Consider the following 14,063-nt stretch of genomic DNA (forward strand, 5'->3'; position numbering starts at 1 on the left):
ACTTACGTGGGTGCTGATTTAACTATTGGTGCAAAAACCATCACGGTAACAGCAGCAGCAAAAAGCAAAACTTATGGTGACGCTGATCCTTCATTGACGTATACTTTTGCTCCCGCATTAGTAACAGGAGATAGCTTCAATGGAAGCTTAACCAGATCATCTGGTGAAAACATAGGTACGTATGCAATTAGCCAAGGAACAGTTGCTTTAAACGGTAATTATAATTTGACTTATGTGGGTGCTAATCTTACCATTGGTGCAAAACCAATTACAGTTACCGCTAATGCGTCTCAGTCTAAAGTTTACGGAACTGCTGATCCAGTTTATACCTATTCGGTTTCGCCAAGTTTAGTAAATGATGATTCATTTACGGGAGCTTTATCTAGAGCAACTGGTAACAGTGTTGGAACCTATGCTATTGCAAGTAGTTTGAATAATACAAACTACGCTATAACGTATGTGTCAGCTGATTTTACTATCACTGCCAAAGCAATAACGGTTACCGCTGCTGCTAAGACAAAAGTGTACGGTACGGTTGATCCTAGTTTGACTTACAGTGTTTCACCAAGTTTAGAAACCGGAGATTCATTTACGGGATCATTAACAAGAGCTGCAGGAAGTAATGTAGGGGCTTATGGAATTTCAAGTACTTTGAACAATACAAACTACGCTATAACATATGTGCCAGCTGATTTTACTATCACTGCCAAAGCAATAACGGTTACCGCTGCTGCTAAGACAAAAGTGTACGGTACGGTTGATCCTAGTTTGACTTACAGTGTTTCACCAAGTTTAGAAACAGGAGATTCATTTACGGGATCATTAACAAGAGCTGCAGGAGATAATGTAGGTACTTATGGAATTTCAAGTACTTTGAATAATACAAACTACGCTATAACGTATGTGTCAGCTGATTTTACTATCACTGCCAAAGCAATAACGGTTACCGCTGCTGCTAAGACAAAAGTGTACGGTACGGTTGATCCTAGTTTGACTTACAGTGTTTCACCAAGTTTAGAAACCGGAGATTCATTTACGGGATCATTAACAAGGGCTGCAGGAAGTAATGTAGGGGCTTATGGAATTACAAGTACTTTGAACAATACAAACTACGCTATAACGTATGCGTCAGCTGATTTTACTATCACTGCCAAAGCAATAACGGTTACCGCTTCTGCTAAGACAAAAGTATATGGTACGGTTGATCCTAGTTTGACTTATGTAGTTTCACCAAGTTTAGAAACGGGAGATTCATTTACGGGATCATTAACAAGAGCTGCAGGAGAGAATGTAGGGGCTTATGGAATTACAAGTACTTTGAATAATACAAACTACGCTATAACATATGTGCCAGCTGATTTTACTATCACTAAAGCCAATCAAACCATCACTTGGAACCAAACTGTGGGACTAGGCTGTGATGCAGTAACTACAGCTGTACTAACTGCAGCTTCTACAAGCGGTTTGCCAATAAGCTACACTTCTTCAAATGTTAATGTTGCCGCCGTTTCAAATGCGGTGTTAAGCTTTACTGATTTTGGTTCTGCAACGATTACTGCTACACAATCAGGAGATAGTAATTATAATGCTGCTTCTGTCATTACTATACCAGTTCTAAGAAGTCAACCAAATTTAATTAAAAGGCATTTCGACAATATTATTTTCTTTGATAATAGCTCTAATAGTTTTAAAGCGTATAGCTGGTATAAAAATGGAGTTTTAGTAGCTGGTCAAACGAGTCAGTACTTTAAGGACAATGGCGCTTTAAATGGGACTTATTATGCAAAAGCAACTAAAAATGATGGAACGGTAATAACAACTTGTCCACTTACTTTTTCACCTTCAATCGAACAAGAGTTCATCAAAATTGCACCTAACCCTGTTAGAAGTAACTCAAGCTACCAGCTGATCACTAATGTTACAGCTGCGAAGTTACAAAACGCACGTGTTACTGTGATTAGTATGCTAGGAAAGGTTTTGAGTGATACGGTAATTGATAAGAATACGGTAGAGTTGGTTGCGCCAAGCGTTGAGGGAATTTATATTGTAAAAATGACTTTGAGTAATGGTCAATACTTCACAAAAAATCTATTAGTTAAAAATTAAATTAAATAGTAAGAGTAGGAAGTCCTCATTCGATTAGAATGAGGATGGACTATTCTATTTATAAAAAAAACAGAAAAAAGTATGAAATTTGATGTTAAATATATTTTAGGAATTGCTATAATTCTATTCTCTACGGGAATGAATGCGCAGTTTTATGTGGGAGTTCAATCAGGAATTGCTAATCTTCAATCCGATGTAAAAGGAACAAAATCAGGTAATGAATTAGGTGGTGCATTAAAAGCAGGTTACATTTATTTTTTAACAGATCACATTGGTATTGGATCTGGAGTAGAGTTTGCACAATACAAGCAAAAGGTGTCTTTAAATCAAGGGGCAACAACGTTAACCAATTTTGAGGTTGATGCGTCAGGTTCTGCATTTGTTTACAATGTGACTTCAGCTAACTATAGAGAAGAGCAAACATTACAAGCGATTCAGATTCCGCTTTTTTTACAGTATAAAAGAAATATTAATAAAGGAGTTGACTTTAATTTTAGAGCTGGTGTTAAGTATTTTCTACCTGTAGCTTATAAGGTTGAATCATCGGCGTCATCTGTAAAAGGAGTTGGATATTATCCAGATGTTAATTTGTTAATTGATAATTTACCTGAATATGGTTTTGGAAGTCAAAGCAATTATTCTGCATCTGGAGAATACCAAACAAAAGGAGTTTTGATGAGTACATTTGAGTTAGGATTTACTTTCGAAATGGGTGAAAAGAACGCTTTGTATGCTGCAATGTTTCTTGACACCGGTTATGGGTCAGTTATTGATCAAAAACAAAACGAGTCTTACATAGGTTATAATCCAACAGCTGTTAATGATAGAAAAGCAAACGGATTGTATAGTACTGATAAAAATGCAAAAATTCAACCTGTAGCATTTGGTCTAACATTAGGATGGAATTTTAAATAGAATCATTTTTTATTTTTTAATAGAAGGCCTTGATGAAAAATCAAGGCCTTTTTTTGTTGATAACTTGCCTTCGTTCTTACTTGAAAAAAACTTAATTTTGAAATTCATTTTTTGTAATTTACATAAAATGTAATCACCTCATTTGCAGATATGTATTTAATATTCGATACCGAAACTACAGGATTACCAAAGCGCTGGGATGCGCCCATCACCGATACTAATAACTGGCCGCGTTGTATACAAATCGCATGGCAGCTGCATGACGATATGGGGAAACTCATCGAACATCAGGATTATTTAGTGAAACCGGATGGGTTTAATATTCCCTATGATGCAGAGCGAATTCACGGGATTTCTACTGAATTGGCTGAAGCAGAAGGGGTTTCTTTGGCAGAAGTATTGGAGAAATTCAACATAGCTTTAGGTAAGGCTAAATTTATTGTGGGTCAAAATCTAGGTTTTGACGTTAACATTATGGGTTGTGAGTTTCATCGTTTAGGGGTTGAAAGTCCAATGAGCGCGATGCCAGTTCTTGATACCTGTACTGAAGTTACTGCTTCCTTATTGAAATTACCTGGTGGTCGTGGAGGAAAATTCAAATTACCAACATTAACTGAATTACATCAGTATTTATTTAATAAACCATTCTCAGAAGCGCATAATGCCACTGCCGATGTTGAGGCAACTACGCGTTGTTTCTTGGAATTAATTAGAAGAGAGAATTATACGAAGGAGCAATTAGATGTTCCGGCTGGTTATTTCCAGGAGTTCCAAAGTAAAAATCCAAGGGAGATTCAACTTATTGGGTTAAAGCATATCAATTTAAAAGCAGCTTCTGATACTATTCGTCAGCAGTTTGGTGAAAAACAAACGGCAACGGTTTCTAAACAGGAACTTTCAGAAAATAAGAAAGTACTGGTTGATACGGATTTTGTGCATTTACATAACCACACTCAATTTTCGGTTTTACAATCTACAATAAGTATAGCGCAACTTGTTAAAGCAGCTTCGAAGGAAAAAATGCCTGCGGTTGCCATGACAGATCACGCTAACCTAATGGGAGCCTTTCACTTTGTGCGTGATATTTTAAATCATAATAAAGCGGCTGAAGCCAAAAATGCGGCCCTAATAGAAAATGGTGAGGAACCTACAGAGGTTCCTATGAAACCTATTGTGGGTTGCGAGTTTTTTGTTTGTGAAGATCATAAAGATAAATCTCGAAAAGACAATGGATACCAAATAGTGCTTTTAGCGAAGACCAAAAAAGGCTACCATAATTTGGCCAAAATGTCTTCGATCGCCTATACCCAAGGCTTTTATTATGTGCCTAGAATTGATAAAAAAGTCATTCAACAATACAAAGAGGACATCATTGTATTGTCTGGAAATCTTAATGGAGAAATCCCGAATAAGGTTTTAAATCTTGGAGAAAACCAAGCCGAAGAAGCCGTATTGTGGTGGAAAGAAGAGTTCAAGGAAGATTTCTATATGGAGGTGATGCGTCACAATCAAGAAGATGAAAATCGTGTGAATACAACTTTGATTTCTTTGGCCAGAAAGCACGATGTAAAAATTGTCGCGACAAACAACACCTTTTATATAGATAAAGAAAATGCCAATGCGCACGATATTTTGCTTTGTGTGCGTGAAGGCGAAAAGCAAACTACGCCAATAGGTCGTGGTCGTGGGTATCGTTTTGGTTTGCCAAATCAAGAATACTATTTCAAGACTGGTGATGAGATGAAGCAACTCTTTGCTGACTTGCCTGAAGCGATTTCGAACTTATCGGAAATTGTCGATAAAATCGAAGTATATAATTTGGCGCGGGAGGTTTTGTTACCAAAATTTGAAATTCCAGACGAGTTTTTAGTTCCAGAAGATGCTGTGGATGGTGGAGTGCGTGGAGAAAATGCTTATTTGAGACATCTTACTTACGAAGGTGCTAATAGAAGATATCCTGAAATTACAGAAGTAATCAGGGAGCGTTTGGATTTTGAATTGCTAACTATTTCTAACTCTGGTTATCCGGGATATTTCCTGATTGTGCAGGATTTAATTGCCGAAGCTCGAAGTATGGGCGTTTCGGTGGGGCCAGGCCGTGGATCTGCGGCTGGATCAGTAGTGGCTTATTGTTTGAAAATTACAAACATTGACCCTTTGATGTACAACCTGCTTTTTGAGCGTTTCCTGAATCCCGATCGTGTGTCTCTACCCGATATTGATATTGATTTTGATGACGAAGGCCGAAGCAGTGTAATGGATTATGTGATCCGGAAATACGGTTCAAAACAAGTGGCACAAATTATCACTTATGGTAAAATGGCGACTAAATCGGCGATTCGTGATACGGCTCGTGTGCTGGATTTACCTTTGTTTGAAGCCGATAAAATCGCCAAATTAATTCCGGGAATGATGCCTGGAAAATGGAATCTCGCCCGATTTTTAAATGAAGACGAGGCCTTAATAAGAAAAGCCGTTCGTCCCGAAGAGTTTGATAAAATTAAAGAATTAATTGCTCTAGCAGGCGAGGATGATTTAGGTGGAGAGACCATTCAGCAAGCCAAAGTGCTGGAGGGGAATTTAAGAAATACAGGAATACATGCCTGTGGGGTGATTATTACGCCAAGTGATATTACTGATTTTGTTCCTGTGGCTACTGCCAAAGATTCAGATCTGTATGTGACACAGTTTGACAACTCGGTTGTGGAAACCGCCGGATTGTTAAAAATGGACTTCTTGGGTTTGAAAACCCTAACACTTATAAAAGACACAGTCAAATTAGTAAAATATAGAAACGGAATCGATCTGGATCCAGATACCTTTCCTATCGATGATTTAAAAACATACGAGCTTTTCCAACGTGGAGAAACGGTGGGGATTTTCCAATATGAATCTGCCGGAATGCAGAAATACATGAAGGAATTGAAGCCAACGGTTTTTCCTGATTTGATTGCCATGAATGCCTTATACCGTCCGGGACCTATTGCTTATATCCCGAGTTTTGTAAAAAGGAAAAATGGTGAAGAGGAAATTATTTATGACCTTGAAGCCTGTGAGGAATTATTGAAAGATACTTATGGGATTACCGTTTATCAAGAACAGGTAATGCTTTTGTCCCAAAAACTAGCGGACTTCTCAAAAGGTGATGCCGATGTTTTGCGTAAAGCGATGGGAAAAAAGCAAAAGGATGTCTTGGATAAAATGAAACCTAAGTTCATTAGTCAGGCTGCGGCCAAAGGACATCCCGAAGACAAACTAGAAAAAATTTGGAAAGACTGGGAAGCCTTTGCTGAATATGCCTTTAACAAATCGCACTCCACTTGTTATGCTTGGATTGCCTACCAAACCGCCTATTTAAAAGCAAATTATCCTGCCGAATATATGGCTGCGGTACTTTCGAATAATATGAGTGACATTAAGCAAGTTTCTTTCTTTATGGAGGAATGTAAGCGAATGGGACTTGAAGTATTAGGACCAGATGTAAATGAATCGTTCTATAAATTTACCGTAAACGATAATTATGCGGTTCGTTTTGGTATGGGAGCCATCAAAGGAGTGGGAGCGGGAGCAGTAGCAACCATTGTCGAAAACAGAAAAGATGGTAAGTATAAGTCGGTTTTTGATTTAACCAAACGCATTGATTTGCGTGCTGCCAATAAAAAAGCCTTAGAAAATTTAATTCTGGCGGGTGGATTTGATTCTTTTGAGGGGACTCTACGATCACAATATTTTCATGATGACGGCGACGGAATCACCTTTTATGAAAAGGCAATAAAATATGGAGCTAAATTTCAGGAAAATGAGAACTCCTCTCAGGTAAGTTTGTTTGGAGAAAGTAGCGATGTGCAAATTGAAGAGCCGGTTATTCCGCCATGTGAGGATTGGAGCACCATGGAAAAGCTTGCTAAAGAGAAAGAAGTCGTAGGAATCTATATCTCTGGACACCCATTAGATGACTACAAATTTGAAATGAAGTATTTTTGTAATGCCAAGCTCGAAGCACTTAAAAACTTAGAGCTTCATGTGGGTAAGAATCTAACTTTTGGCGGAATCATAAATAACGTGCAACATCGTGTAGCTAAAAACGGAAAAGGCTGGGGAATATTTACCTTAGAGGGATATGATGAAAGCTATGAGTTTAAGATTTTTGGAGAAGAATACTTAAAGTTTCGTCATTTCTTTATTCAAAATAATTTCACCTATATGAAAGTTTTGGTCAAAGAAGGTTGGGTAAATCAAGATACGGGTAAGAGAAGTGAACCAAGAATACAATTCATGCTGGTGCAATATTTACAGGATGTACTCGATGATTTTGCAAAGAAACTAATAGTATTGCTTAACATTAGTGATTTGGATCCTGAGTTTATCCATAAGTTAGGACATCTTTTTTTCGAAAATAAAGGTGATAATCTAGTAACCTTCGAAATCATGGAATTGGAAAAAGTAAAAAAAATTGTGGAAGCTGCTCCAATTATTATTGAAAACGACGCCGACGATTTTATTGAAGATACGGATGCGATGGAAGTTTCTGAATCTATAGAGACGGAGGCGGCTAATGTTGTTGAAATCGAGGAAATTAAAGTGGTTACTAAACTGTCAATGGCCAGTAGGAAACTTAAAGTAAAGATTTCTAATGAGTTGTTATTCGAATTAGAGAAAATGCAAATTAATTTTAAACTTAATTAGGCTAGAAATGTTGCAAACACATAATTAATGGAGTTTATAGACTACTATAACGTTTGAAAAACGTCATTTTCTGCGATGAAAATGGCGTTTTTGCATTTTATTTTAATTATAAGAAAAACTGTTTTTGTGTAACTAGCTGGTTGTTATATGCATGCATAATATTTTGGTTTTTGAGGGTAATATTTAAGGAAATAGAGAATAATTCTTTAAATTTGGTAGCATTAAAAAAAAATAAATTATGAAAAAGAACCTATTTTTATTAGGATTTATGGCTTGCTCTTTGACGATGTTGGGCCAAACAGACAAAAAAGAAAGTTGGTATTTTAAAGCGGGTGCATCTTATTTTGGTCAAACTGCTGCAACTGAATTTCCAACCGTTGGAGGGAATTTACCTTTAAATAGAACTTACGTTGGTGGAAAATTAGTATCAGAAGAAAGTGTTACTGGATCTTTTGGAGAGGGTTTTAGAACTGGAGTTACTGCTGGTTATAGATTCAATACTCGTTTAGGAGTAGAGATGGGTGTGAACTACTATTCTAGTGCTGATAAAACAATGGCGCAAACAACTACTGACCAAATTTTTGTGGCTAATGGTAAGCCAGTTTATAACTTTAAATCAGTTGGACAAATTACAGCATTCGATTTAGCTCCGGCTTTGGTTTTGTTTCTAGGAGAACATGCAGGTTTTGAATCTTATTCTAAGGTAGGAGTTATTGTGCCTATTCATGGAGATTTAGAAATTACTACAGATGCAATAGCACCTACAGGTGTTGCGTCTCCTGCAACAGTAGCTGTCCATAGTGTTGATAAAGTAAAGCCTAACCCAACAATTGGTTTTATGGCGGCATTGGGTACTTCTTATAAATTAGGGAAAAACATATCTGTTTTTGGAGAGTTAGAATATCGCAACTTCACAGTACATGGTAAAACGAAGGAGACGATTGAGTTTACTCAAAATGGTCAAAACGCCTTAGCTGGTAGAACGCAAGCGCAAATACATACAAATTATCAAGATCGTTTAGATACTAATTCAAACAACGCTGCTACAAATCCAAATGGACTAGATAGCTCAAAACCAATGGATGAGTTAAGTTCTTACGTAGGAATTAGTGGTTTAGGCCTGACATTGGGACTAAAATACAGTCTATAAATTTTAAATACAATATTTTTAAATGAGACCTTCTGAAAAGAGGGTCTTTTTTTGTGTATTATAATGTACTATAAATGTTTTAGTACTGCTAGTCGCGGCATCCTTTTTATACCTCACTTGTTTCAGGATTCTGAAAAAAGTGCGGTATAAAAAGATACGGCGAAGAGCGGGAATAGCTTCTAAAAAATTATATAAATGGTTGTTTTTAATGATTTTTATAAATAAAGTCAATGCATATATAATCAAAACTAATTTGGGAATAGTGATTCTTTTGGTTTTAATGCCTAAATTTGTGTCCAAGTTTTGAATGAGATTAGAACTTTAAATTTTAAATATAAAAAATATGGCTTTAGCAATAACAGATGCTACTTTTGAAGAAGTAGTTTTGAAATCAGACAAACCAGTAATGGTGGATTTTTGGGCAGCATGGTGTGGACCTTGTAGAATGGTAGGACCAATCATTGACGAATTGAGTACTGAATATGACGGTAAAGTTGTAATTGGAAAAGTAGATGTTGATGCAAACCAAGAATTTGCTGCAAAATACGGTGTGAGAAATATTCCAACAGTTTTGGTTTTTCATAACGGCGAAGTAGTAGGGAAGCAAGTAGGTGTAGCTCCTAAGCAAACTTACGCTGATAGTTTAGACGCGTTGTTGTAATCGGTAGATTATAATTTATATACCCTCTGAAGTAATTCAGATAAAAAAGTTTGATGCAAGTCAAACTTTTTTTATTTTTAGTCTGTTTTAAATCTAAGTTTTGATGAAAATAAATTTCGTTTTCCTGTGTTTTGTCTCTTTATTGTTTTCTTGTCAGTCAGTAAAAAAGCCGATTTTGTTAGAGAGGGGAATATCTAAAGAATTGGCTGTCTTTCGTAAAAGTCAGGTTTCTGATGTTTCTTACGCTTTTTCATTCGATTTGCCAAAAGAAAAAGAAAGTCCTATTTCCTCTTCGTTAATTTTGAAACTAAAAATTAGTAGCCTTCAAGAACCATTGTATTTGGATTTTAATGAAAGCAAGGAAAACTTAAAAACGATTGTTGTAAACGGAAAAAACATTCCCGTTCTGCATGAGAAAGAACATGTGATTATTCCGAAAGAACAGCTGTTAAAAGGACAAAATACCATTGAAATTAAATTTATTGCTGGGAATCTATCCTTAAATAGAAATGAGGATTTTTTATATACCTTATTAGTTCCTGATAGAGCCAGTACTTTGTTTCCCTGTTTTGATCAACCTGATATTAAAGCTAGCTATACACTTACTTTGACGGCGCCAAAGGATTGGTCTGTTTTAGCAGGAGCTTCTGTTAAGAAAAAAACAGAACAAGGCGATTTCACTCATTATCAATTTGAAGAATCAGATAAGATGAGTACGTACTTGTTTTCTTTTGTTGCAGGTAATTTTAAAAGTGCTGCCCAAACGCTTGATGGTTTTCCTATGACGATGTTGTACCGAGAAAATAATCCTGAAAAAATAAAAGCAAGCACCGATACTATTTTTAATTTACACCACAGTGCAGTTAAATATTTAGAAAACTATACCAAATATGCATTTCCTTTTAAGAAAATGGACTTTGCCACTATTCCTGTATTTCAATATGGCGGAATGGAGCATGTGGGCGCCATACAATATAGGGAAGGTACCTTGTTTTTAGATAATAATGCGACAGATAGCGAAAAGCTGAAACGGGGTAAACTGATTGCTCACGAAACGGCACATATGTGGTTTGGAGATTTGGTGACGATGAAGTGGTTTAACGATGTATGGATGAAGGAAGTCTTTGCTAACTTCATGGCCGATAAAATTATGAATCCTGCTTTTCCACATATTAATCACGATTTGCAATTTCTTACAGCGCATTATTCTGCGGCTTATTCCGAGGATCGAACTCAGGGAACGCATCCCATTCGTCAGGGATTAGCAAACTTAAAAGATGCCGGTTCGCTTTATGGTGCAATTATCTACAATAAAGCACCTATTATGATGCGTCAGTTAGAAGCGGCTATAGGGAAAGATGCTTTTCAAAAAGGAATTCAAAAGTATATTTCTAGTTATGCTAATGATAATGCAGACTGGAATAATCTAGTGGAGATTCTAGATCAAGAAACGCCGAAAGATATTAAAAAGTGGAGTGCTGTCTGGGTGAATCAGCCGGGAAGGGCAATTTTTACTGATGAAATATCTTATGATGCGGATTCGAAAATCAAAAGTTTTGTAATCGAACAAAAAGCGGAGGACGGCTCTAATAATGTTTGGTCCCAAATTTTCGAAATTGGATTAGTCTATCCTGAAACTACTAAAGTAATTAGAGTGGCTGTTGAAGGCCGCTTTTCAGAAATAAAGGAAGTAGTAGGTTTGCAAAAGCCATTGGCGATTATCTATAATTATAATGGATTTGGCTATGGTGTGTTTCCATTGGAAAATAATGAAGTAAAAAGTATTCCAGTAATTAATAATGAGGTTGCCCGAGCTTACAGCTATATTAATCTATATGAGAATACGTTGACGGGAACTATACCACCTAAAGTGGCTTTTGATAATTGTCTAAAGGGAATTAGTATCGAAAAAAACGAGCTAATCGTAAAACTGCTTTCAGGCCAAATCAGTTCACTATATTGGAACTTCCTCACCGAGGAGCAACAACAAGAACGTCAAAATCAGCTGGAAGAAATAGTTTATGATAGACTTCAAGAAGATTTACCTTCGAATGTTAAAAAAACGTTGTTCGGTTTATTCGAAGAATTGGCCTATTCAGAAAGTGGTAAAGAAAAATTATATCAAATTTGGAACAAAGAATTGTTAATTTCTGGTTTAAAATTTAATGAAGATGATTATTTTGATATGGCTACTAATTTAGCGTTGTTTAAACATGATAAGTCAGCTCAAATCCTCTCAAAAACTAGAGAATTAATTCGCAACCCCGATAAGCAAAAACGATTTGATTTTTTACTACCTTCACTATCTAATGAGGAAGCAGTTAGAGATTCATTTATGGAATCAATGAAAGAGGAGAAGAATAGAGAGAAAGAATCATGGGTACAATCAGCTTTATCGAATATCCATCATCCATTGCGTCAGCAAAATTCGGTGAAATATTTAAAAAGTACTTTAGATTTGATTGAAGAAATCCAGCTAACGGGAGATATTTTTTTCCCAAAAGGATGGCTTAATAATAGTATTGGCAAATACACAAGTCCCGAAGCGTTAAATATTATGACCACGTTTTTAAAGGACAATACTGAATTTAGTCCTATTTTGAAAAGAAAATTACTGCAGGCTACAGATGATTTGTCGCGTGCGCAACTAATTAAAAAAGAATAAAATTAAGATAGAATCGCAAATAGAGAAGATTTCGAGTTTCCAACATCTAGAATTGTTGGCATACCAAGTTGTGGAAGGATTTATCTCCGGAATGCACAAGAGTCCTTTTCATGGATTTTCGGCTGAGTTTGCAGAGCATAAAGTGTATAATGTTGGCGAAAGCACGAAACACATAGACTGGAAGCTATTTGCTAGAACAGATCGCTTATATACGAAACGTTTTGAAGAAGAAACTAATTTACGATGTCATATTATAATTGACAATTCCTCGTCAATGCATTACCCAAAGTTAAAGAAGAGTCAAGAGTTTCATGAAAATAAAATTGGCTTCTCTGTTTTGGCTTCTGCAGTTTTAATGAATCTCTTAAAGAAGCAGCGGGACGCTATTGGATTAAGTGTGTTTTCGGATACTTTCGAATATTATGCGCCAGAGAAAGGCAGTGATCGGCATCACAGAATGGTGTTGAATGCGTTAGAAAATCTTTTAGTGGAATCGAAGGTTAAAAAAAGTACAAATACCATTAGTTTTTTACACCAGATCGCTGAGAAAATGCATCGACGCTCTATGATTATATTGTTTACAGACATGTTTCAGTCTGGATCAGGAGACGAGGCGCTTTTTAGTGCGCTGCAACATCTCAAGCATAACAAGCATAAAGTGGTTTTGTTTCATGTTATAGATAGCGCTACAGAGTTGAATTTTGATTTTGACAATACACCCAGGAAGTTTATAGATGTTGAGACTGGCGAATCTGTGTCGATTTTTGCCGATAATGTGAAGCAAGAATATGAAAAGCAGACTGCTTTATATTTTAAAAAACTGGCTTTAAGCTGTGCTCAAAATAAGATTAAGTATGTTCCGGTTAATGTTGGTGCTGATTTTGAAAAAATTTTACTGACGTATTTGGCTGAAAAACAAAACTTTGGATAATAGTAATAAAAAAAGACAAATTTTTTAACTATAAACCCTTGTGTAAGTCGAAAGTAATTGTATCTTTGCAACCGCAATAATGCTGAGGTCTGGTAGTTCAGTTGGTTAGAATACCTGCCTGTCACGCAGGGGGTCGCGGGTTCGAGTCCCGTCCAGACCGCATATTGGGGAGAGCCTTTCTTAACGGAAAGGCTTTTTTGCCCCATGAAAGTATCTAAAGTTAGTTGTGTTGTTTGGTCGAGTTGGTAGCAACGAGACCGGGTTTAGTAGTTAGACCAATGAAAAGCTTTCCATGTTTTTGAATTTATTCAGAACCTACGGATGGCTTTTTTGATTTTCTATAAGTTCGGTTTTCGGATCAATCCATTAATTATAGATATGTATCAAGTCCGATACCACTGGTGCAATAAAATATTGGGCCACGTTGAAAATAGTGTGACTAGGAAATTAATGGTTTAATAAAAAATCAAAGCCTTTGCTACAGTTACTAGTGTGAAATCCTGCCAAATATTTTTTGAACTGAAATTATTCTAGCGTTTTTGGAGTTTTTAGAGTCGAATAGTTTAAAGATTTAAAGTTTAAGAACTTGTTTACCGCTGCTAAAAAAGGATAAATCGTACTTTTACAAGCAAGTTAAAGCTGCTAAATAATTAATACTGGTCTGATGTTTAGTATTTTGGAAAAAGGTCGTTTATTATTGCTGTTTTTTTTGATTTTAGTGTTGGATTTAAACTAAAATGTATTGTATATTTGCAACCGCAATAACGCTGAGGTCTGGTAGTTCAGTTGGTTAGAATACCTGCCTGTCACGCAGGGGGTCGCGGGTTCGAGTCCCGTCCAGACCGCATAATAAGTAAAGCCTTTCTTAACGGAAAGGCTTTTTTTATGTCTAAAAAATATGTTGTGGAATTGTGGTAGATAATCTAGAGTTTGTGTTGAAGCAATTCAA

The 14,063-nt window shown here is 36.3% G+C and carries 7 protein-coding genes and 2 tRNA genes; all 9 read left to right on the plus strand.

The window, feature by feature from the left end:
• Nucleotides 1-2,106 (plus strand): MBG domain-containing protein (locus FQU23_RS15635; protein ID WP_147674672.1); only part of this gene is annotated, 2,106 nt, incomplete at its 5' end.
• A gap of 81 nt (nucleotides 2,107-2,187) precedes the next feature.
• Nucleotides 2,188-3,021: a hypothetical protein gene (locus tag FQU23_RS15640; protein ID WP_147674673.1), complete on the plus strand. Its 834-nt coding sequence runs from the start codon at nucleotides 2,188-2,190 to the stop codon at nucleotides 3,019-3,021.
• Nucleotides 3,022-3,171: 150 nt separating this feature from the next.
• A complete protein-coding gene (dnaE, locus tag FQU23_RS15645; RefSeq protein WP_147674674.1) occupies nucleotides 3,172-7,707 on the plus strand; it encodes a DNA polymerase III subunit alpha in 4,536 nt (1,511 codons plus the stop codon).
• Nucleotides 7,708-7,945: 238 nt separating this feature from the next.
• Complete coding sequence (locus FQU23_RS15650; RefSeq protein WP_147674675.1) at nucleotides 7,946-8,857, plus strand: outer membrane beta-barrel protein; 912 nt, start codon at nucleotides 7,946-7,948, stop codon at nucleotides 8,855-8,857.
• A 343-nt stretch (nucleotides 8,858-9,200) separates the two neighbouring features.
• Entirely contained in the window at nucleotides 9,201-9,518 is a 318-nt protein-coding gene (gene trxA / locus FQU23_RS15655) for a thioredoxin (protein ID WP_073244015.1), read from the plus strand.
• A gap of 103 nt (nucleotides 9,519-9,621) precedes the next feature.
• On the plus strand, nucleotides 9,622-12,183 hold the full coding sequence (locus tag FQU23_RS15660) for a M1 family metallopeptidase (RefSeq protein ID WP_147674676.1): 2,562 nt from the start codon (nucleotides 9,622-9,624) through the stop codon (nucleotides 12,181-12,183).
• Between the two features lies 1 nt (nucleotide 12,184).
• Entirely contained in the window at nucleotides 12,185-13,114 is a 930-nt protein-coding gene (locus tag FQU23_RS15665; protein WP_147674677.1) for a DUF58 domain-containing protein, read from the plus strand.
• Between the two features lie 86 nt (nucleotides 13,115-13,200).
• A tRNA-Asp gene (locus FQU23_RS15670) sits at nucleotides 13,201-13,274 on the plus strand.
• Between the two features lie 611 nt (nucleotides 13,275-13,885).
• A tRNA-Asp gene (locus FQU23_RS15675) sits at nucleotides 13,886-13,959 on the plus strand.
• Nucleotides 13,960-14,063 lie beyond the last annotated feature (104 nt).

Origin of the sequence: Flavobacterium sp. XN-5, from assembly GCF_008033395.2 — a bacterium.
Classification (GTDB): domain Bacteria; phylum Bacteroidota; class Bacteroidia; order Flavobacteriales; family Flavobacteriaceae; genus Flavobacterium; species Flavobacterium hiemivividum.